Annotated in this window: 21 protein-coding genes and 5 tRNA genes; 18 read left to right on the forward strand and 8 right to left on the reverse strand. The window is 57.9% G+C overall.

All coding sequences use genetic code 11. From position 1 onward, the window contains the following. Positions 1-582: 582 nt before the first annotated feature. The 8 genes from Pan181_RS20930 to Pan181_RS20960 form a co-directional block, all read right to left on the reverse strand. Positions 583-786: a hypothetical protein gene (locus Pan181_RS20930; RefSeq protein WP_231943660.1), complete on the reverse strand. Its 204-nt coding sequence runs from the start codon at positions 784-786 to the stop codon at positions 583-585. Between the two features lie 60 nt (positions 787-846). Then, positions 847-1,005, reverse strand: a complete 159-nt coding sequence (locus tag Pan181_RS26295; protein ID WP_197528566.1) for a hypothetical protein — start codon at positions 1,003-1,005, stop codon at positions 847-849. A 101-nt stretch (positions 1,006-1,106) separates the two neighbouring features. After that, on the reverse strand, positions 1,107-1,412 hold the full coding sequence (locus Pan181_RS20935) for an RNA recognition motif domain-containing protein (protein WP_145252375.1): 306 nt from the start codon (positions 1,410-1,412) through the stop codon (positions 1,107-1,109). 337 nt (positions 1,413-1,749) lie between these two features. Then, positions 1,750-2,196, reverse strand: coding sequence for a hypothetical protein (locus tag Pan181_RS20940; RefSeq protein ID WP_145249755.1), 447 nt, complete (start codon positions 2,194-2,196; stop codon positions 1,750-1,752). A gap of 139 nt (positions 2,197-2,335) precedes the next feature. Further along, a complete protein-coding gene (gene fliG, locus Pan181_RS20945) occupies positions 2,336-3,325 on the reverse strand; it encodes a flagellar motor switch protein FliG (RefSeq protein ID WP_145249757.1) in 990 nt (329 codons plus the stop codon). Between the two features lie 174 nt (positions 3,326-3,499). After that, positions 3,500-3,985, reverse strand: coding sequence for a 6-pyruvoyl trahydropterin synthase family protein (locus Pan181_RS20950; protein ID WP_145249759.1), 486 nt, complete (start codon positions 3,983-3,985; stop codon positions 3,500-3,502). A 36-nt stretch (positions 3,986-4,021) separates the two neighbouring features. After that, positions 4,022-4,894 (reverse strand): triphosphoribosyl-dephospho-CoA synthase, encoded by an 873-nt coding sequence (locus tag Pan181_RS20955; RefSeq protein WP_145249761.1) that lies wholly within the window; start codon positions 4,892-4,894, stop codon positions 4,022-4,024. Continuing rightward, the gene (locus tag Pan181_RS20960; protein ID WP_145249763.1) at positions 4,891-5,790 is read right to left on the reverse strand and encodes an alpha/beta fold hydrolase; all 900 of its coding nucleotides are present in this window, start codon (positions 5,788-5,790) and stop codon (positions 4,891-4,893) included. Before Pan181_RS20960 ends, Pan181_RS20955 begins: the two co-directional genes overlap by 4 nt. A gap of 225 nt (positions 5,791-6,015) precedes the next feature. Here Pan181_RS20960 and Pan181_RS20965 point away from each other — a divergent pair, with 225 nt between their 5' ends. From Pan181_RS20965 to rpoB, 18 genes are all read left to right on the forward strand, one after another. Then, complete coding sequence (locus tag Pan181_RS20965) at positions 6,016-6,693, forward strand: metal-dependent transcriptional regulator (protein ID WP_145249765.1); 678 nt, start codon at positions 6,016-6,018, stop codon at positions 6,691-6,693. 565 nt (positions 6,694-7,258) lie between these two features. Then, positions 7,259-7,612 carry a hypothetical protein gene (locus Pan181_RS20970; protein ID WP_145249767.1) on the forward strand — a complete coding sequence of 118 codons (354 nt, stop codon included), beginning with the start codon at positions 7,259-7,261 and terminating at the stop codon, positions 7,610-7,612. Positions 7,613-7,746: 134 nt separating this feature from the next. After that, positions 7,747-8,052 (forward strand): hypothetical protein, encoded by a 306-nt coding sequence (locus Pan181_RS20975; protein WP_145249769.1) that lies wholly within the window; start codon positions 7,747-7,749, stop codon positions 8,050-8,052. A 209-nt stretch (positions 8,053-8,261) separates the two neighbouring features. Further along, positions 8,262-8,615: a winged helix-turn-helix domain-containing protein gene (locus Pan181_RS20980; RefSeq protein ID WP_145249770.1), complete on the forward strand. Its 354-nt coding sequence runs from the start codon at positions 8,262-8,264 to the stop codon at positions 8,613-8,615. A 68-nt stretch (positions 8,616-8,683) separates the two neighbouring features. After that, on the forward strand, positions 8,684-9,610 hold the full coding sequence (locus tag Pan181_RS20985) for a malate dehydrogenase (protein ID WP_197528567.1): 927 nt from the start codon (positions 8,684-8,686) through the stop codon (positions 9,608-9,610). 226 nt (positions 9,611-9,836) lie between these two features. Next, positions 9,837-9,909: transfer RNA gene (locus tag Pan181_RS20990), tRNA-Thr, on the forward strand. 213 nt (positions 9,910-10,122) lie between these two features. After that, a tRNA-Tyr gene (locus Pan181_RS20995) sits at positions 10,123-10,205 on the forward strand. Between the two features lie 94 nt (positions 10,206-10,299). Then, positions 10,300-10,370 (forward strand) — tRNA-Gly (locus Pan181_RS21000). Positions 10,371-10,459: 89 nt separating this feature from the next. Continuing rightward, positions 10,460-10,532: transfer RNA gene (locus Pan181_RS21005), tRNA-Thr, on the forward strand. Positions 10,533-10,608: 76 nt separating this feature from the next. Next, on the forward strand, positions 10,609-11,808 hold the full coding sequence (tuf, locus tag Pan181_RS21010) for an elongation factor Tu (protein WP_145249774.1): 1,200 nt from the start codon (positions 10,609-10,611) through the stop codon (positions 11,806-11,808). A 78-nt stretch (positions 11,809-11,886) separates the two neighbouring features. Further along, positions 11,887-11,962, forward strand: a tRNA-Trp gene (locus tag Pan181_RS21015). Between the two features lie 86 nt (positions 11,963-12,048). Further along, positions 12,049-12,498: a preprotein translocase subunit SecE gene (secE, locus tag Pan181_RS21020; protein WP_231943661.1), complete on the forward strand. Its 450-nt coding sequence runs from the start codon at positions 12,049-12,051 to the stop codon at positions 12,496-12,498. A gap of 53 nt (positions 12,499-12,551) precedes the next feature. Beyond that, entirely contained in the window at positions 12,552-13,433 is an 882-nt protein-coding gene (nusG, locus tag Pan181_RS21025) for a transcription termination/antitermination protein NusG (protein WP_231943662.1), read from the forward strand. Positions 13,434-13,659: 226 nt separating this feature from the next. Further along, positions 13,660-14,085, forward strand: coding sequence for a 50S ribosomal protein L11 (gene rplK, locus Pan181_RS21030; protein WP_145249777.1), 426 nt, complete (start codon positions 13,660-13,662; stop codon positions 14,083-14,085). 118 nt (positions 14,086-14,203) lie between these two features. Then, complete coding sequence (gene rplA, locus Pan181_RS21035; RefSeq protein WP_145249779.1) at positions 14,204-14,881, forward strand: 50S ribosomal protein L1; 678 nt, start codon at positions 14,204-14,206, stop codon at positions 14,879-14,881. Between the two features lie 54 nt (positions 14,882-14,935). After that, complete coding sequence (rplJ, locus tag Pan181_RS21040; protein WP_145249780.1) at positions 14,936-15,466, forward strand: 50S ribosomal protein L10; 531 nt, start codon at positions 14,936-14,938, stop codon at positions 15,464-15,466. A 137-nt stretch (positions 15,467-15,603) separates the two neighbouring features. After that, positions 15,604-16,011: a 50S ribosomal protein L7/L12 gene (rplL, locus tag Pan181_RS21045; protein WP_145249781.1), complete on the forward strand. Its 408-nt coding sequence runs from the start codon at positions 15,604-15,606 to the stop codon at positions 16,009-16,011. Between the two features lie 424 nt (positions 16,012-16,435). Continuing rightward, positions 16,436-20,158: a DNA-directed RNA polymerase subunit beta gene (gene rpoB / locus Pan181_RS21050; RefSeq protein WP_145249782.1), complete on the forward strand. Its 3,723-nt coding sequence runs from the start codon at positions 16,436-16,438 to the stop codon at positions 20,156-20,158. The last annotated feature ends 66 nt before the right edge of the window (positions 20,159-20,224 follow it).

A 20,224-nucleotide genomic window follows, 5' to 3' on the forward strand; every position in this document is an offset into this window, starting at 1 on the left:
ACTATTTTGAGTTGGACGTTGGGAGTTGGAAGTTGGGGTTTGAAAGGGTAGTAGCGTGGGTCCAGGAGCTTCCAGCGTCGCAGCCCCACCACCGCATTACCCACACGCGCAGCAGCCAGCCCCCACGCCAGCAACCATTCGCCTGCGCGTCGCTAGTCGTTTGTTATTTAGAGAAACATCACATCTGATTCACCTCCTTTCATAAAAAGCCAACAGCCGATAGCTGAAAGCCGACAGCCTCAATCACCTGTCCATTAGAACACCACAGGTGGCCAATTCCCAGCGAAAAATGGAGAGAATCAAAACACCCAATTCCCCCTTCGCTGGCCCAATTCCAGGAACGCGGGTCGGCCTCTTAGGGCCGGGGAGGTGGGAAGCGGAGAAAGCTTCTCAATTCATCAGATCGGGCCCCGAGAGCATGCACGCTCCTACGTTATGCTCAAGCCAACGTCAAGGCCTCAGGCCCTCCCCGGGCCTGATAGCCCGACCCATCCCGAAGGGAGGGTGCAGACAGTATCACGCCCCGAAGGGGCAATCACATGCCAGCCCGGGGCATCGCCCCGGGAGGTCTTTGGAAAAGCACTACACCGATTGCTTCATATGGTGATACCCGGCTTCCGTCAGCGAGTATCCCCCTTTGAATTTTTCGCGAACCAGGAACTGTCTATCCACGAGGCTTTGTAAGGCCATGGTCTTGTCTTCCAGGTCTTGCCCATAGAAGCACAGCATCTTGTCGGGGGTCATATAGAACTGTCGGAACACCGTTAACACGCACTCTTCGGTCATCGATAAAATCACTTCTGCCTCTCGGATTTACAGGTTTCCACCTCCGTGCAAAAGTCTGATTCAACTCCCCTCAGTGTCGTCATCCACCACGGAACTCGAAGGTTCTTCGTCTATGGTTTCTTCCTTGCGGACCCGCTTCTTCTGGCGTTTCTCTTCCGCCTTGCGTTTCTTCTCTAGCTCGCGACGTCGTTTTTCGAAGGTGTTTTGATTTTTGGACACATAATCCCCAAGCACGGGTGCGATCGATCGTGGTTGGCGGGCGCAGCAAACAACGCTGGCCCGCTCTGTGCAACCACTAAAAGTCCGTAAGCTAGCTTTGGTTAATAGCGTCGCCCGCGACCGCCGCCGTATCCACCACCACCGCCGCCGCTTCGGCTTTCACGCGGTTTGGCTTCGTTCACCGTCAACGGACGGCCATTATGCAGCGTTTCGTTCAATCCATTGATGGCCGATTGCGCATCGCCATCCGACTCCATTTCGACGAAGCCAAATCCTTTGCTTCGGCCGGTTTCACGATCCGAAACCACTTGGGCGTCGCGTACGCCACCGAATTCGCTGAAGAGCTTTTCAAGATCTCCACTGGACATCTCATAACTAAGATTTCCACAATACAACTTCTTACCCAAAATAGTCTCCATCCAATACAGAACCGGGCAAACAATAGCGCCATGCCCAAAAGAAAACGGTCGGCAAAACGACCACATACTAGGCGGGACGGGCGAAAAAGCGTCGGGGACTAACCACCAGAGAGGGCTAGAAGCGTAGTCATCAATCGACTGACCTACCACCCTCATGGTATCGGCTGGCGAAACTTGTGGATAGACCTAATCGGAAGCCGCTGTCGAAATAGCAATCAGAGAACTCGCCCTACGATGCTGGCAAACCAGTAAATAAAGGGCAAAAGCTACTGCCAATCGAATCACAACCGAACACCGCCTGACCAACAGCGACTACGTTTCGCTATCAATCATTCCAAATCTGCAGCCAGGCCTCGCCGGTTTGCGGTTGAATGACTAGCAACGCTTGCTCCGACTCCAGATCGGCTTTGGCGCTGCGGAGCGTGGGGTCGTCGCCTACAGAGATGGGGAAGAGCTGCGACTCGATCGGAGTCACTGGGCCGGACTGCCAAGCAACTCTCCCGCCGAAGGGAGAGCTTTGAAGCCAGGCGTTGGCATCGGCCTGGCTCATCTCAAGGTGGATCGTTCGCACAAAGTCTGTGCCGAACGGGCCCGCTTCCTGGTAGTCGCTTCCAAGCACCTCTGCCGACTTTGGCCATGGCAAGCCCGTAGTTTCGACGATGATCCAACGTGTTGGATCCGCGAATCCCCAGAACAACACCACCATCGCAAGCAACACCGCCGCCAGTGCAAGCCAAAGCCAGAGTTTGCTAGCCGCACGCGAGTTCGTCATGAGGTGGCTCCTGCTGGATAGCGGACGCGACCTCAATAAAATGGCTTATAGGGCAGCAATCCGTGCCTACCACTTTAACACGACATTGCGCGGCTGGCGACCAAAACCGCCAGCCGGCGACGAGAACCCGACAGGCCACCTACTGCACCAGCTGCTCTTCTTCGCCATTGGCATTGATTTCGATTTCGCCGGCGTCTTCCAGGCTGCGGACGATATCGACGATGCGTTGCTGCTCGGCTTCGACCGCGGACACTTTGACCGCCCCGAGGAACTCCATTTCTTCGCGGAGCATATCGGCCGCCCGTTGCGACATGTTGCCGAGCACCTTGTCCTTGAGTTCCTCGCTGGCACCCTTGAGAGCCAGAGCCCACTGCGAAGTTTCGATGTGCTTAAGCATGACCTGGATGTCCTTGCCCGAGAACTTGGCGACATCCTCGAACACGAACATCAAGCGGCGGATCTCTTCGACCAGATCGGGATCTTCTTCGGCAATCTGATCGAGAATCATCCGTTCGATCGACCGCTCGGTCACGTTGAGCATTTCGGCCACCGGTTCCACGCCGCCGGCGCTTTGCAGGCTCTGGCTCACTACGTTCGACATCCGCCCTTCGAGGCCGCGTTCGACTTCGCGAATGATCTCGGGATTCGTCTGCCCCATCGTGGCCATCCGCCGCACGACGGCCAATTGCCGGTCGGGCGAGAGCCCCGCGAGCACCTCGGCTGCGTAGTTGGCTGGCAGATACGACATCACTAGCGCAATCGTCTGAGGATGCTCGTCGCTCAAGTAGGTCAACACGTTCTGACTATCGACCGTTCGCAAGAACCCGAACGGCAACGCTTCGATCTGCTGGCGAATATTGTCGAGCGCCTGCCCGGCATCGGAGCCGAGCGCTTTCTTCACCAGATTCTTCGCGAGGTCGAGACTTCCCCCTTCGGTCGAAGCCGCGGGGCTGGTATTGGCGAACTCGCGGATCGTGGTGTCCTGCTCCATCGGACTGATCCGCTTGGTGCGGGCGATCTCGATGGAAACCTGTTCGACCTCTTTAGCACTGAGCTTGCTCAGCACGAGCGCAGCCTCATCCTCGGGCAGGCTCATCAGTACGATTGCAGCGCGATGAATATCCGACATAGTGGCGACAAACAGCTGGGGGGAAAAGTAGTCGACCCCCCTCGCGCGCACTTACCGCGCAAGGGTATCTATTGAATCGTAGCTCGCGAGCGACGAGCTTGAGAGATTTTGCCGATTAGGCAAACTTTACCGCAGACAACGCTAGCCTTGGCAGTCGACAAGAAAGCCCGCGTGCTAAGCGTCCCACACGCAAACGCCCTGCTGGCCCTGGCATTCGTCGACCGCGACCTCGAGCCGGGCAGGCGCGAAGCCCTGCTCGGCCAGCGATGCTAGCAGTTGCTCGCCAATGTGGTGAGCTAGCAACTCGGCCGTGGTATTCGAAACCGGCAGCAGCACGCAGTCGCCCTTGGGAAACACCCAGCGGCGATCCTCGAATGTAACGGTCACCTCGCGATCGTCGGCCACGACTGCGATGGTGGGATGGCTGGTCGGCAGCAGCATGCGATGATCAAGCCCGCTAGTGATGGCCATCAGCGCATCGCGAGCGGCGATGAAGTCGACCACGTACTGGTTCTCATCGAGCGGCCCAGTGAACTCGGCCGACACCGTGTAGTTATGCCCGTGCAGCGGCTCACAAATGTTACCGGCGTAAGTGATAAAGTGCGCCGCGCAGAACGTGAATTGTTCCTTCGCAAGCCGAACGCGATAACTGTTTTGCATGGTTGGCCTCGTGAGCGCGGGGCGAGCAGGCGAAAGCTACTCGACCGGCGGAGCGTAAAACTGCACCGGCATCGACAGACGGTTCTGGACGAGCAGCACAAACAACGCCGCAGCGAGCAGGTCGGCCGTGGTTCCGGGATTGCGACGATGCCCATCGGCTCGTAGCCAGAAGTCGAGGTCGGCGACTCCGCGGTAGTAGGCTTCGATGTCTTGCGTGTACAAGGCCAGCGTCGTGGCGGCCTGCGTCGCCAGGTCGTCGGAGAGCTGCTGGCCGAGTTTGCGGGCCACCAGGCTATCGCCATGGCGCGAGAGCAGCAACAACTGACCGAGCACGATGGAGTCGTTCAGCTTCCGCCCGCCGGCCAGGTGCGACTCGATGTAGTCGGCCGCAGCAACCACGTCGGCAAAGTTCGTCGTGTACTGGCGTGCGATCAGGTCGCGATCGGCCGCCAGTTGCATGGCCGCCAGCAGCGAGTGCTCGGGCGGCTGGGCAACGTCGCCTTGCTCGACCTCCCCAAGCCCGCCAGGCTTGGCCAGGCGAATCGCCTGATAGATGTCGGCCACGTCGTCGGCGGTCGCCTGCTCGATGAGCTTGCCAGCGAGTTGGGTGTCGCCCTTGGCCATCGCGAGCGGTGCAAGCAGCAACAACGTGCCGAGGTTCGTGTTCACTCCGGCGACTCGCTGCGTCGCTTCGACGCCAGCCAGCACGGTGGCTCCCAGACCTTGCTCGCTGCAGCGTTCGATCACCGGACCGATGACCGCCGCGCTGGCGAGAAAGTCGGCGTAGCTCAGGTCTTCGAAATCGGCACCGCGATGCACGTTGCCCGGCTTCGCCGAGGTGGCCTCCCACAAGCAAGCCAGCGAGGCGCACGCCCCCAACGAAAAACGAGAAGGCTCAGCGGAACTCATGAAAGTGCCTCAGCATCAGTACGCGATAAGAACGACTCAATCAGCTCGAGCGATTGATCGGGAGCATCTTCAACCACCCAGTGACCGACATCGTCCAAGCGGTGCACTTCGGCGTTGGGCCAGTAGCCGATGAACTTCTCCAGACAGTCGGGACGGAAGCACCAGTCCTGCATGCCCCAGGCGAGCAGCGCAGGGCGATCGGCCAGCGACTCGAGCCCACGCTCGATGCCTTCGAGCGTATGCCAGGTGGGATGCTTGGCCGACATTGGAATGTCGGCAACGAACTCGTAGATCTGACGACGATTCGCCCAGCTATTGGTCGGCTCCAGGTAGGCGGCTGCGACTTCTGGGGCGAGCTGGCTGCTCCGCGACAAGGTCATGGTGAGCGCCGCCCGGGTAAACATGTTGAGCCCCTGCACGCCCAACCGCCCAACCACCGGCCAACGGCAGGCAGCGATTCGATAGGGAATGTACCAAGGGGGAAACGCGCCGGTATTGAACAGCACGATCCGCGACAACCGCTCGGGTGCTTGCAGCATCGCCCCCAGCCCAATGGCTCCTCCCCAGTCCTGGGCGACGAGCGTGATGTTCTTGAGGTCCAGCTCCTCAACTAGCGAAACCAAGTGAGCAATGTGATCGGCCAGGCGAAGCGTTTGCTGCGGCTTGTCGCTCAGCCCGCAACCAAGGTGGTCGATTGCCACGGTGCGAAATCGTGGGCTCAGCGCGGTGATCAGCCGGCGCCAGTGAAACGACCAGGTGGGATTGCCATGCACGAACAACATCGGCGGCGAGTCGGCCGCACCTTCGTCGATGTAGTGAATGCGCCCCTTGTCCGTACCGAGCCAGTGCGAGCCGAACGGATAGAGTTCGCGCCAGTGAGCTTGGGAGTGACTCATAGACCAACAGCAAGCGATTCTGGAGGGACCGACAAAGCGTGGGAAGGGAATACCGTAGGAGTGTATCGCTCAGGGCGATGCGCCTCCCACGACGACGTGAAAATCTGCGGGCAATTCCGCGGATTCGACGCTACACTAGGGCGACACTCGCTTTAGACTACCGGCAAGCGGGCGATCCTCACAGGGCGTCCCCTTTCGAAACACTGGGAAACGAGGATCGACTTCGTGGCAAGCCTGACCGTCGAAAACTACTTGAAGGCCATCTACCAGCTGGCCGACGGCGACCTGCACCGCACGGTTTCTACAGGGCAGATCGCCGAGGCCCTGTCGGTGTCGCCAGGCACGGTGACCAGCATGCTCAAAACGCTGGCCGAAAGCAGCCTGGCGAGCTACAAGCCGTACGAGGGGGTGCAGCTCACCCCGGTCGGCCGCGCGCTGGCGCTACGTGTGATCCGCCGCCATCGATTGATCGAGCTGTTTCTCGTCCAGACACTCGAACTCTCGTGGGACGAAGTGCACGAAGAAGCCGAGCACATGGAGCACGCGGTCAGTGACTGGCTGGTCGACCGCATCGAGCAACACCTGGGTCACCCGAAGTTCGATCCGCATGGCGATCCGATTCCGGCGGCCGATGGCGAGATGACCCACGCGGCGGCCATTCCGCTGGCCGAGCTATCCGCAGGACGACAGTTTCGCGTCGTGCGAGTGGTCGACCAATCGCCAGAGTTCTTGCGCGAGCTAAGCGAGTCGGGCATCGCGATCGGCGTGTCGGGCTCGGTGGCCGAAGTGCACGCTGATGGTGGACAGACGATCGAACTTGATGGCGATCAGCAACATCTCGATTCGCATGTCGCGAGTCATGTGTACGTCGACGAAACGCGCGACGCACCCTCACAGCCATAAAAAAACCGCTTGCGGTTTAGTCCAATGGGCTAAACCGCAAGCGGCGATAAAACAAACTAACCGGCCTATTGCGACGGAGTGGAGTCGCTCGAAGAATGACGCAAATCGGACGGTGCTGCGCACAGCCATGTGATCGATTCGGGCCAATCGAATTTTTAGGTCCTCCCGGCGGAATGTTGGCCGGCAAGTTTGATTCGCTACCTCGACGCTCGCGGTGGGTGATCCCACTGCAGCGAGCAGGTCGAGTCATTGTATGCAAGTAAGGTTATCGGACCAGGGCCTGCTGAACTTCAGCTTCGCGAGCAATCTTTTCGGACGCTCGCGGGCTCCCAATCGGGTTTGTGACTCTACAGCAAAATTGTAGTTCACGAAAGAACGGTCGCCACCTTTTTATCGCCTTTTTCGGTGATCGCACCGAGAGCAAACAGCGTGCCGGGATCTCTCGCGAATCGCTCTTGTGAGCGACTCCTATTTTTACTAAACGCAGCTAGGCGTGCCACGGTTCGGCGTGGTGCGGAGCTTTGTTTCGCTTTTCAGTTCACCACCAGCCTGGCGAGTTTTCATCATGCTTTCGCGACGCGATGCCCTGCTAAACACTTTTCGCTGGGTCGCCAGTTCCGTTGCTACCATGGCCTGCGCGCTGGTAGCAGATCGGGCGCAGGCCACGATTCCTCGCGGACCGGTTCTCGAGGAACGGCTGCTCGTCGGCCTGCGGGTGAAAACCCAATCCGACAAAGAATTCATTGCCAAAATCGTGGCCCTCGTCGAGCAAGGCGTGCTGCCGGTGTCGCTGGTCGACTCGACCTATTTTTGGGCGCGCGGCAAAGCATCCAAGAACCTGCGTCTGCAAAACAATCCGATGGTGTACTTTCGCCCTGGGTTGGTGGCCCGCGCGGCCCGACTCGGCATCAAGCTGTAGCGACTTGGCAAACAAAAACAGCGAATAATTTGTCGCCGGCACCCAACAGGGTCGGTAGGCATCTCGGCCGATGCTCGCTAAAATCGACAGATTGCAGCCCACCCCCCAACTACCGTGCATCGAAAGCAATTGCCATGGCGCGTAAAGTCATAAATCGCAAAGAACTGCGAGCCGAAGCCGAAGCCGCTGAGGCAGCCGAGGCAGCAGACGGCACCACAAAGAAGGTCAAGAAAAAGGCCAAGCGTAAGAGCCGCGCGAAGGCCGCCAAAGAAGTCCGCCTGAAGGCCTTCTGGGGCGTGTTCAACCAGTCGCTCCGCCGGGTCGCCCTGTACGACTTCAATCAGAAGAAAGAAGCCGAAAAGAAGGCCGAAGAACTCAGCGCCTCGGGCAAATCGCCCCACTTCGTGCAGCCCGTGAAGGAAGCCATCGAAGAGGCCTAAGCCTCCGATTCGCCCTGCTATCAGGCGTTGTAACGCTGTCAGCGGGCCAGCTTCCCACATTTCATTCTAGGCGGATTGCCCCGACCACCGGCTTGCATTCCCCGGTCGGGCAAACAAAAACATACAAGCGCGGCTCGCGTGTTAGCGCAAGCCGCGCTGTTATCTGTCGATCCGTTGCCAAGTGCCACCCGCCAGAGGAGCCACCCGCCATGGCCAAGAAAACCGCTGCCTCGAAGACCACCCCTGCCGCCAAACCAGCCCCCGCTGAAACGCCAGCCGCTGCTGCGAAGCCGACCCCAGCCCCCAAAAAGGCTGCCCCCAAGAAAAAGGCCGCCGCCAGCAAAGCCAAACCCGTGGTGCTGATGACCAGCGACCACATTGGGCACACCGCCGGCGATGTGTGGAAAGCCCTCGCCGAGCAAGGCCCACAGACGGCCACGTCGCTCAAAAAGCTGGTCGATGCTCCTGGCGACACGGTGATTGCCGCAGTCGGCTGGCTGGCTCGCGAAGGCAAGCTCGATTTCGTCGCCTCGGGTCGGGTGGTAAAAATCGCCCTCCGCTAATGTCTGTCTGACTCGATGGCCAGCCGCAGCTATCCACCAGCATGCGGCCCCAGCGAAGGAAACTAGCGATGAAAATTGCGATTGTCGGCGTTGGCCACGTGGGAGCGGCGCTCGCTTACTCGCTGCTGAATCTTGAAACAGCCAGCGAATTGATGCTGGTTGGCCGAAATCAAGGCCGACTGCAGGGCGAAACGCTCGATCTGCGCCACGCCAGCAGCTTTTTCGACGATCCCCCGCTTATTACCTACGGGCGGGTCGAGGATTGCCGCAACGCGGACATCATCGTTCTCACCCTGGCGGTCCCCCAGATCCAACTCGACCGTAACGCGATGGCCGCCGACAACGCGGCCCTGTTCCGCCAAGTCGTTCCGCTGCTTGCTGAGCAAAACCCCGCAGCTGTGCTGATTGTGGCCACCAACCCGGTGGAAGCCCTCACCCAATACACTATTGAGCTATCCGGTTTCCCACCCAGCCGAGTGATGGGGGCAGGCACGATTATCGACAGCTGCCGGTTCCGTCTGTCGCTATCCGAGCATCTATCGGTCCACCCCGACGACGTGCGGGCCTACGTACTCGGCGAACATGGTGATTCGCAGTTCCTATGGCAAAGCGGGGCCTCCGTAGGAGGCGTGACCCTCGATCCTGCGGATATCCCGCAAAGCATGATCGAGGCGGCTCGCTCGTCGGGCACCGACGTTTTTCGCCTTAAAGGGCATACCTGCTATGCGATTAGCGAGGCCCTGCAGCTTATCATCCGCAGTATCGCGGGCGACCGACTGCAAACGATGCCGGTTTCGACCCAGGTGAACCTAGGGGACGAATTCCCCCCACTTTGCCTGGCATTGCCGTGCATCGTCGGAAGAACTGGCGTCACCCGGCGTTTACAGCCGAAATTCTCGGAACAGGAATACCAGCAGTGGCTTACCTGCGGGCAAAGCGTCGCTCGCACCCTGGAAGCCATACGCGAGACATCGCCGGAACCAGTGGAAAACTAGAGTCTTTTCGAGCTTAACCCGCTCCACAGGCAACTAATTCCACAAACACTCCTGGCAAGTCACCTGGTCGGATCGCTCGACCTTACGGGGTACACCAATCGGGACGAGACGCACTTTTCGTAAGTGCACCCCCCGAACCACCCTTGCGGCTGTTGGTGTCGACTGTATATTAAGCGATTCGCACGATATCGCGGGTCGGTTGCGTCTGACTGGACGCGATCAGCGCGCTAGCGTAGCTCAATTGGCAGAGCAGCGGTTTTGTAAACCGCAGGTTGTGGGTTCAAGTCCCTCCGCTAGCTCTCTGGTGGGGCTTCGGCTAGTTGCCGCGGCAACGTGCGGCCGAAGCGATTGCAGACTTCCGGGAATGCAATCAGAAACCAAGTTCCAGCGACTCCAGCGTCCGCTTTTGCAAAAACGCCGGCAAAACCAGCACCAATACCGTGCGGGGGCTGCTAGCAAGCAGCATAAGCGACTAAGCGATGGGCTCGCAGAAGAACCGAAGTTTCCCATTCGGGAGGTTACCGAAGCGGTCAAACGGGACAGACTGTAAATCTGTTGGCTCATGCCTTCGTAGGTTCGAATCCTACACCTCCCACTAGCGAAAGCGACAAACTTCGAGAAACTAACAGTTGTGGAAAGTCAGTCGAATGACTCTCCACAAGTGATCTCGAATGTAGTCACCCCTGCTTGCGGGTGTAGCTCAATGGTAGAGCAATAGCCTTCCAAGCTAAAGACGAGGGTTCGATTCCCTTCACCCGCTTTGATGGGGGCTGTCGGCTATCGGCTCACGCCTTACAGCTTTATGATGTAAGCAGCGCCGAAAGCTAAGAGTCCACCACCGAAACAAATGCTGCTGTAGCTCAGTTGGTAGAGCACGTCCTTGGTAAGGACGAGGTCACGCGTTCGAGTCGCGTCAGCAGCTTTTCGAGTGGTGACTTACCGGTTACCTTAATTGTTTCACCTTCAGTGTTTCCCAGGTATTTGAGTTAGGGACAAAAATGGCCAAGGATACCTTTACTAGTACCAAGCCGCACGTGAACGTCGGCACCATCGGTCACATCGACCACGGCAAAACCACCACTACCGGCGCTATTGTCGCTGTGCAGGCCGCCAAGGGTCTGGCCAAGGCCAAGTCGTATGCCGATATCGCCAAGGGCGGTACCGTGCGTGACGAAACCAAGACGGTTACCATCGCCGCAGCTCACGTTGAATACGAGACTGCCAACCGTCACTACGCCCACATCGACTGCCCGGGCCACGCCGACTTTATCAAGAACATGATCACCGGTGCCGCCCAGATGGACGGTGCGATTCTGGTTGTATCGGCTCCGGATGGACCGATGCCCCAGACTCGTGAGCACATCCTGCTCGCCCGTCAAGTTGGTGTGCCCAAGGTGGTGGTGTACTTGAACAAGTGCGACCTCGTCGACGACGAAGAGCTGCTGGAACTGGTCGAAATCGAAGTCCGCGAACTGCTGGACAAGTACGACTTCCCCGGCGACGACGTGCCAGTGATCAAGGGCAACTCCAAGGCTGCCTACGAGAACCCTTCGGACCCCGAAGCCTCGAAGTGCATCAGCGAGCTGATGGATGCCATCGACACGTACATCGACGAGCCCACCCGCGAAGTCGACAAGCCATTCCTGATGGCCATCGAAGACGTCTTCTCGATCGAAGGTCGTGGTACCGTGGCCACCGGTCGTGTCGAAAAGGGCGTGATCAAGGTTGGCGACGAAGTCGAAATCATTGGTCTGCAAGAAGGCGCTACCAAGACCACCTGCACCGGTGTCGAAGCGTTCAACAAGACCATGGAATCCGCCGAAGCTGGCCACAACGTTGGTTGCCTTCTGCGTGGTGTAAAGCGTGAAGATATCCAACGCGGTCAGGTTCTGGCCAAGCCGGGTTCGATCACTCCGCACACCAAGTTCGAGGGTGAAGTTTACGTGCTGAGCAAGGAAGAAGGCGGACGTCACACTCCGTTCTTCAGCGGTTACCGTCCTCAGTTCTACTTCCGCACCACCGACGTGACCGGTACCGCCAACCTGGTTGGTGACGCCGAAATGTGCATGCCCGGCGACAACGCTCGCCTGAGCGTCGAGCTCTCCAAGCCAATCGCTATGGAAGACGGCGTTCGCTTCGCTATCCGCGAAGGTGGCAAGACCGTCGGTTCCGGCGTGGTCACCAAGATCCTCGAGTAGTTATAAAATCGGATACCGAATGGCGGGTGGCTCTACGGCCACCCGCCATTCACCCTATCCGTAGATGCGATTTCATTTAGGGGCGTAGCTCAATTGGCAGAGCACTGGTTTCCAAAACCAGGGGTTGTGAGTTCGAGTCCCACCGCCCCTGCCATTTATTTTTGTTAGCTGCCGGGAGCGGAATCTGGCCGATGGCCGGTCGGACCGCAAGCGGCATTGGTCACTTGGCGGGAGTCGTCGGTGGGTGCCTACCTGCAAGAACTGTTTAAGTTCAATCTCTATAAACGTACCCAAGGGCGCGTTGTCCGTCAGCTAACCTTTGCGGCCTGCGCTATCATTGTTGCTTTGGGTTGCTGGTCGCTTTCCGGCGAACTGCAATCGATCGACAGCCAGCCCGTTCGGTACCTACTACCCTTTGGGCTGCTTCTGGCAGGTGTCTGGGCATGCTTTCGCCTGATTCAGATGCCCCAGTTTGCCGACTTTCTCATTTCGGTCGAAGCCGAAATGAACAAAGTCGCCTGGCCCAAACGACGCGAGTTGATCAACGCCACGATTGTGGTGATAGCAGTGATCTTCCTGCTGGCGATCCTGCTCTTCAGCTTCGACTTCATCCTTCAAGCATTGAAGGCCGGAGCAGAAGGCCTGATCAAGAAAGACACGGTTGACGCCGCTACCGAGCTGGCCAAGTAGTCTAACGCAACTCGCATATCTATCTCTCTACACCTCCCGTTTGGGGTTTGACTGTGAACGACGACGTCGAAAAACAGGAAGAATTGACGTCCGGCGATTCGGCCGCGGAACCAGTGGCTGGAGATCCAGCTGAAGATGCAACCCCGCTCGCTTCCGGCGACGCCGAGGCCCTGGAGGCAAATGTCTCCGGGCAAATGAAGGAAGTCGCCGATACCTCGGCCGACGAAGGTGCTGCCACCGAAGCCCTGGAAGAAGCTGCCGAGGAACTGGCAACCGAAACCGGCAACCAACCGGCCGACGGCGAGCCGACCCTTGAAGAGCTGGAAGCACTAGTCGACGACTCCGAGCCCGAAGTCACTCCCTCCGGCCCCATCGAAATCGATGTTCCCGAGGAAGAAGACATCGACCTGAAGTGGTACATCCTAAAGGTTCAAAGCAACCGCGAACGCTCCATTGCCGACGCCCTTCGTCGCAAGATTGCCATCGAAGGACTGAACCGTTACTTCGGAGAGGTGAAAGTACCCACGGAGAATGTCACCGAATTCAAAGGTGGCAAGAAGAAAATCGTCGAACGCAAGCTTTGGCCTGGCTACATTGCCGTGGAAATGCACGTGAACGACGATACCTGGTTTGCGATTCGCGAGACTTCGGGAATCGGCGATTTCACCGGCGCCGGCGGCAAGCCTGCTCCGATGGATCCCCACGAAGTCGCTAAATTCCAGCAAACCGAAGTGGAAGAGGCCGAGGAAGCTCCCAAGCTGGATATCAAGTTCAGCCCTGGCGACAAGGTCAAGGTCATGGAAGGCAACTTCGAGAACTTCGAAGGCGAGGTGAGCAGCATCGACGAAACACACGGCCGTGTTACCGTGATGCTGAGCATTTTCGGTCGCCCCACCCCGGTGGAACTGGAGTACTGGCAGGTCGAAGGCCTGTAATCGCCGCACTCCCCCACTCGGCGGGCCCGCTGAATCCTCTCGCCATGCTAGCACTTTTTCCGATTTGGCAACCTGGGCACTACTTTCGTGCCATTTTCGCCAAAGCGGACAAAGAAATTACAAAAATCTATGCCCCCCTACTTTTCTTTTCCCAGCTAAGCGGGTAGAAAACAGGGCTCGGCAATGGTCGATATTCCTCACCTTTAAGCGCTCGAGCGACTAGGTCATGGCGAAGCAAGTTGTTGGCAAAGCAGCATTCCAAATTCCCGGTGGGCAGGCAACACCTGCTCCTCCTGTCGGTACTGCGCTCGGTAAGCACGGCATTAATCTAGGCCAGTTTGTCCAAGCGTTTAACGATGCCACCAAAGAAGCAAACGGAATGATGATTCCGGTGGTGGTCACGGTCTACAACGACCGCAGCTTCGACTTCATCACCAAAAGCCCCCCCGCGGCAGTTTTGCTCAAGAAAGCAGCCGGCCTAGCGAAGGGCTCGGGTGTGCCGAATAAGACCAAGGTTGGCAAAGTTTCGACCGCTCAGCTGGAAGAAATCGCCACCACCAAGATGCAAGACCTCAACGCCCGCGATCTGGAGCACGCCGTGCGAATGATTGCCGGCACCGCCCGCAGCATGGGCATCGTGGTCGAAGGCTAACATCGCCTGAAATCCACCAGTACACGCGTTTTTACCAAGCATAACCAAACGTGGGACGCCGGCTCACCATCGAGACGGCGGTTTGAACCACACTTCTTCCGCGAAAGGGGGAAGCATCATGCCAAAACTCACCAAGCGTCTCAAGGCATCGACTGCCAAGAAGCCGAAGAACCCGGTTCCTCTGGCCGAAGCCATCGAAACCCTCAAAGGTTACGACGCCACCAAGTTCGACCAATCGGTGGAAGTCGCCATGCGTCTGGGTGTCGATCACACTCAGGCCGATCAAATCGTCCGTGGCTCGATCGTACTGCCCAACGGCATTGGCAAAGACCAACGAGTGGTCGTGTTTGCCAAAGGCCCTCAAGCTGAAGCAGCTACCGCAGCCGGAGCCGATGAAGTAGGCGACGAAGAGCTGGCCAAGAAGATCCTCGGCGGCTGGACCGATTTCGACGTCTGTATCGCAGCTCCCGACATGATGAAAGTAGTTGGTCCTCTCGGCCGCGTGCTCGGCCCTCGCGGGTTGATGCCTTCGCCTCGTGCGGGCACCGTGACCCCCGATGTAGCCAAGACCGTCGAAGAATATAAGGCGGGTAAGGTTGAGTTCCGTAACGACAAGGGTGGCAACATCCACGCAATCGTTGGCAAGCTGAGCTTCGACTCGGACAAGCTTAACGAGAACATCCAGGCGTTCATCGATCGCATCATCAGCATGAAACCTTCTGCTGTGAAGGGTGTTTACGTGAAGAGCGTGCACCTGAGTGCGACCATGAGCCCGAGCGTTTGCGTAGCCATTTAATTCAACAGGGTGAGCAGCCTGGCTGATCACCAACCCCTGACCCCCCCGACTGTCATGAGTAAGCTTGTAAAAAACATGATTACCAACGAGCTAAAGTCTCGTTGGGATGGCGTGACCGACGCCCTGTTGGTGGATGTGGCCTCGCTCGAAGCCAACGACACCGTGGCGCTCCGCCGGCAACTGCGTGAAAAGAATATTCACCTGCTTGTGGTTAAGAACAGCCTGGCTCGCCGGGCTGCTGAGGGCACGACCCTAAGCCCTGCGTTCGATGGAACTGCTGGCACCACTGCTGTGGTGTGGGGTGCAGAAGACATCGTTTCGCTGGCCAAGGAAGTCACCAAGCTCTCGTCCAACAAAGAGTTCGAGAAGTTCACCGCCAAAGGCGGTGTAATGGACGGAACCAAGATCTCGCCCGAAGAGGTCAAGCAAGTCAGCAAGTGGCCAAGCCGCACAGAACAGCTCAGCATTCTGATGGGTCAAATTCTATCGCCGGGTGCGACGCTGTCTGGTCAAATGCTTGCTGGTGGTGCTAACCTTGCCAGCCAGATCAAGCAGATCAGCGAAAAAGAAGACGCCGCAGAATAGATTCGAATCAACACTAAAATCAACTCGCAAGGTCTTTGGTGCAGCCTGAGTAGCGATTGCCAAGCCCCGCGAATACCGACACCGTCAATTGACAAGGCCCGCCCGCGGCCGATCCAGCGAGAAAGGGAACCGTAACCATGAGCGACGAAGCAGTTGCCGAATACTCCGAAACCACCAAGGACCTCGGAGAGAAGATTATTGGCCTGACCCTCAAAGAGGCGAAGGAACTTAGCGATTACCTGAAGGACGTTCATGGTATTGAGCCCGCTTCGGGTGGTGGTGCCGTGATGATGGCTGCTCCCGCCGAAGGCGGTCCTGCCGCTGCGGAAGAGAAGACCGAATTCGACGTCGTGCTCGAAGGCTTCGGCGACAAGAAGATCGGCGTCATCAAGGAAGTCCGCACCGCGACTGGCCTGGGTCTGAAGGAAGCCAAAGAAATGGTCGAAGGCTGCCCCAGCAAGGTCAAGGAAGGTATCTCGAAAGAAGATGCCGAGAAGCTCAAGGAAGCTTTGGAAGCAGCTGGCGCTACGGTCTCCATCAAGTAGCACTCAATCGTGTTCCCTGCCCCTTCATGGTGCAGGTACGCGTGAGTGTCGCTGGATGCCGTTTCGCGTGGCAAGGTAAGGGGTGCGCGAATTTCGCCACCCCAACCTACCCACACCGCCTAGCCTGCGGGCTTTTTGTGCGTGGTGGAAGTTACGCGAGTGCCCATAGTGGTCGGTTTCTGGTATAACACCTTAACTGGCCACGCTTGCTTGCCTTCCCTTTCGGCCGATTGCATGAGCTTTCCGCTGCTGTCCATCCTCATCGCCCCTTCGGTGAAGTGCGAAGTAGGCCGCTGCGCGCCTTTGGTGCAGCCGGCCTTCCGTACGTTTATCGAAGTGACTGGCGTATCTGCCCGCGTGTCGCCTCGGGCCCTTCACGTTCGATCAACGGACCCTTACGTCCAACCAATGGAGTAGTTCCGCCATGGCTGTGCCTGCGCAACGACGTCTCGATACCAAGGAAATCCGTGTTTTTGGTGGCGGCCGCGATCCGCTGGAACTCCCAGACCTGACCGCGATCCAGACCGCCAGCTACGCCAACTTCCTTCAATACACTGGTAGCGGCAAACCCGCGCAGAAACGTAAGGACGAGGGCCTCGAATCGGTATTGCAGGAAATCTTCCCGATCGAGAGCTACGACAAGTCGATTAGCCTCGATTACCTGCATTACGAACTCGGCAAGCCCCGCTACGATCCCGACGAATGCCGTCAGCTTCGCCTGACCTACGGCCGCCCGTTCCGCATTTGGCTGCGTTTGAACAAAGGGGATGAGCCGGTAGAAGAAGAAGTGTACCTGGGCGACCTGCCAGTGATGCTCGGCGGTGGTGAATTCATCATCAACGGTGCCGAGCGGGTGGTTGTGAGTCAGCTGCACCGCAGCCCTGGTATTGACTTCGTAAGTGAAGTCGAAGTTGGTGAGCGCAAGGTCTATAGCTGCCGAGTGATCCCCGAACGTGGTAGCTGGATCGAAGTCAACACGACCAAGAAAGACAGCATCACGGTACGTATCGACCAGAGCGGTAAGTTCTCGGTGGTTACCCTACTGCGTGCGATGGATCCGAAGTTCTCGCTCGACTCGGACATCCTGCGGGCGTTCTTCGAGACGGCTAAGCAAAAGATCGTCGACGGTCGCAGCGCGACTAAGATCGAAAGCAAGATTGCAGTCGACGACATCGTCTACCCAGTCGGCAGCGATCGCGCTGGCGAGATCATCGTCGAATGCGGCAATCGCATCACGAAGAATACTGCTGAAATCATCTGCACATCGGGTGTGAAGAGCGTGGAGATCATGGATCCCCCGCCGACTCCTCACCTGCTGAACGCTCTGGCCGACGATGTTACCAGCAGCCACGAAGAAGCATTGCTTCGCATTTACCAGCGGCTTCGTCCGGGTAATCCTCCTCAACTCGAGAAGGCTCGCACGCTGTTCAGCGAGAAGTTCTACGATACCAACCGGTATCGTCTAGGCCGCGTCGGACGTTTCCGCATCAACCGTAAGCTCGACATCAACGTTCCCGAAACGGAGATGATCCTGCGGCCGGAAGACATCATCAATTCGGTGTCGTACATCCTCGGCCTGGCCGCCACCGACAGCGATTACCAGATCGACGATATCGATCACCTTGGTAATCGTCGTCTGCGTACCATCGACGAACTCGCTTGCGACGAACTTCGCAAGGGTTTCCTCAAGCTCCGCCGTACCGTGCAGGAACGGATGAGTTTGAAGGACCAGGAGGACATGACTCCTCGCAGCCTGATCAACCCCAAGAGTATTTCGGCTGCGATCGAGTACTTCTTCGGGCGTGGTGAACTGTCGCAGGTGGTTGACCAAACGAACCCGCTGTCGATGCTCACGCACGAACGCCGTCTTTCGGCATTAGGCCCTGGTGGTCTTAACCGTAAGCGTGCCGGCTTCGAAGTGCGTGACGTTCACATTTCGCACTACGGTCGTATCTGCCCGATTGAAACGCCGGAAGGTACGAACATCGGTCTGATCTCGAGCCTGGCGATGTACGCGTCGGTTGACGAGTACGGGTTCCTGGTTACTCCTTACCGAGTGATCAAGAATCGCAAGCTCACCGACGACGTGATCTGGCTGCGTGCCGACGAAGAGCACCGCGCATACGTGGCTTCGGCTGACTCTGCGGTGGAAAACGACGCCTTGGTTGGCGATACCATTGTCGCTCGCTTCAAGTCGGACTTCGTGCTGGTGCCGACCGACAAGATCGAGTTCATGGATGTCGCTCCGAGCCAGATGATTGGTGTCTCGGCCGGTTTGATTCCGTTCCTCGAGCACGACGACGCGAACCGCGCGTTGATGGGTTCGAATATGCAGCGACAAGCTGTTCCTCTGCTGGTGGCTGAACCTCCAGTGGTTGGTACCGGTCTGGAGCGCGACGTCGCCCGCCATAGCGGCATGCTCGTGCGTGCTGGCCACAAGGGCACGGTGACCTATGTGGATGCCGAGCGAATTGAAATTGGCCCCGAAGTGCACAAGCTTCGCAAGTTTGTCGGCCTAAACGAACGCACTTGCCAGAACCAGAAGCCAATCGTCAAGCCTGGCGACAAGGTCGAAAAGGGGCAGGTGATTGCCGATGGTGCTGCCACGTTCAAGGGCGACCTGGCTCTTGGTCGTAATGTGCTCGTCGCGTTCATGTCGTTCGAAGGCTACAACTTCGAGGATGCGATCATCCTGAGCGAAGAGCTGGTGCAACGCGACACCTACACTTCGATTCACATCGAAGAGTTCGACGTCGAAATCCGCGAAACCAAGCTGGGCCGCGAAGAGTTCACTCGCGACATTCCGAATGTCAGCGAAAAGATGCTTCGCAACCTCGACGAGAGCGGTATCGTGCAGATCGGCACGTACGTGAAGCCGGGTGACATTCTGGTCGGTAAGGTTTCGCCGAAGAGCAAGACCGAACTGACTCCGGAAGAAAAACTACTGCACGCTATTTTCGGTCGTGCTGGTGAAGATGTGAAGAACGATTCGCTCGAAGTACCGTCGGGCGTTGAAGGCATCGTGATCGACACGCAGAAGTTCTCGCGTCGCATGAGCCTGTCGGAAGACGAACGCAAGGAATTCGAGCACTCCCTCAAGGTGGCCGAGCAAGAAGGCAACGAGGCAATCGCCACGAGCTTCAATGCAATGGTCAGCGAGATGGAAGAAGTGCTCGGCCGCAAGTTGGTCGACGACGACGGCAACTCATTGGTTCACGACCAGGATCCCAAGTTCGTCGCCGAACAAGCCCAGTCGTTCCGCCTGGAAAGCATCGACGTACGCAGCCCTGATAAGCAGAAGAATCTCGAACGGATTCACAAGCAATCATGGCCAGCGGTGGAAGATGCCATCGATGCTCGCGATCGCAAGCTCAACAGCATGAAGCGTGGCGACGAACTCCGCAGCGGCGTTCTGCAGATGGTAAAGGTTTACATTGCCACCAAGCGAGTGATCTCGGTCGGTGACAAGATGGCCGGTCGCCACGGTAACAAGGGTGTGATCTCGAAGATCATGCCGATTGCCGACATGCCGTTCCTCGACGATGGAACGCCAGTGCAGATCATGCTGAACCCGCTTGGCGTGCCAAGCCGTATGAACGTGGGTCAGATTCTCGAGACCCACCTCGGCTGGGCCGGTGCCAAGCTCGGTTTCCGTGCGGTTACTCCGGTATTCAACGGGGCCAACGAAGACGAAATCAACCAGTGCCTGACCGACGCCGGCTTGCCGACCAACGGTAAAGTTCGGTTGAACGATGGCCGCACCGGCGAACCGATGGAGCAATGCACCACGGTTGGCTACATCTACATGCTCAAACTGCATCACTTGGTAGACGATAAGGTCCACGCCCGTAGCACGGGTCCTTACTCGCTGATTACGCAGCAACCTCTGGGTGGTAAAGCCCGCTTCGGTGGCCAGCGTTTCGGTGAAATGGAAGTGTGGGCCCTCGAAGCCTACGGTGCTGCTTACATCTTGCAAGAGTTGCTGACCGTTAAGAGCGACGACGTAGAAGGTCGGACCAAGATTTACGAATCGATGGTTAAGGGTGAAAACACCCTGGAAGCAGGTACCCCTGCCAGCTTCGACGTGTTGACCAACGAGATTCGCGGCTTGGGACTGAACATGCAGTTGGAGAAACGACAGATCTGAGCAGGGTCACGGAAGGCTCACGCACAGGCGCATTAGCGTCAGGGAACACGTGAGCAAAACTGTTCA

The sequence above is a fragment of the Aeoliella mucimassa genome (assembly GCF_007748035.1).
Lineage (GTDB): Bacteria > Planctomycetota > Planctomycetia > Pirellulales > Lacipirellulaceae > Aeoliella > Aeoliella mucimassa.

Bases quoted from the DNA above. Each gene is read 5' to 3' on its own strand.
- Pan181_RS20960 (WP_145249763.1), bottom strand. From the start codon at position 5,790: ATGAGTCACTCCCAAGCTCACTGGCGCGAACTCTATCCGTTCGGCTCG.
- Pan181_RS20970 (WP_145249767.1), top strand. From the start codon at position 7,259: ATGCTTTCGCGACGCGATGCCCTGCTAAACACTTTTCGCTGGGTCGCC.
- tuf (WP_145249774.1), top strand. From the start codon at position 10,609: ATGGCCAAGGATACCTTTACTAGTACCAAGCCGCACGTGAACGTCGGC.
- Pan181_RS20985 (WP_197528567.1), top strand. From the start codon at position 8,684: ATGAAAATTGCGATTGTCGGCGTTGGCCACGTGGGAGCGGCGCTCGCT.
- Pan181_RS20940 (WP_145249755.1), bottom strand. From the start codon at position 2,196: ATGACGAACTCGCGTGCGGCTAGCAAACTCTGGCTTTGGCTTGCACTG.
- Pan181_RS20980 (WP_145249770.1), top strand. From the start codon at position 8,262: ATGGCCAAGAAAACCGCTGCCTCGAAGACCACCCCTGCCGCCAAACCA.
- fliG (WP_145249757.1), bottom strand. From the start codon at position 3,325: ATGTCGGATATTCATCGCGCTGCAATCGTACTGATGAGCCTGCCCGAG.
- Pan181_RS20975 (WP_145249769.1), top strand. From the start codon at position 7,747: ATGGCGCGTAAAGTCATAAATCGCAAAGAACTGCGAGCCGAAGCCGAA.
- Pan181_RS20930 (WP_231943660.1), bottom strand. From the start codon at position 786: ATGACCGAAGAGTGCGTGTTAACGGTGTTCCGACAGTTCTATATGACC.
- rplJ (WP_145249780.1), top strand. From the start codon at position 14,936: ATGAGTAAGCTTGTAAAAAACATGATTACCAACGAGCTAAAGTCTCGT.
- rplA (WP_145249779.1), top strand. From the start codon at position 14,204: ATGCCAAAACTCACCAAGCGTCTCAAGGCATCGACTGCCAAGAAGCCG.
- Pan181_RS20955 (WP_145249761.1), bottom strand. From the start codon at position 4,894: ATGAGTTCCGCTGAGCCTTCTCGTTTTTCGTTGGGGGCGTGCGCCTCG.
- rplL (WP_145249781.1), top strand. From the start codon at position 15,604: ATGAGCGACGAAGCAGTTGCCGAATACTCCGAAACCACCAAGGACCTC.
- rpoB (WP_145249782.1), top strand. From the start codon at position 16,436: ATGGCTGTGCCTGCGCAACGACGTCTCGATACCAAGGAAATCCGTGTT.
- Pan181_RS20950 (WP_145249759.1), bottom strand. From the start codon at position 3,985: ATGCAAAACAGTTATCGCGTTCGGCTTGCGAAGGAACAATTCACGTTC.
- rplK (WP_145249777.1), top strand. From the start codon at position 13,660: ATGGCGAAGCAAGTTGTTGGCAAAGCAGCATTCCAAATTCCCGGTGGG.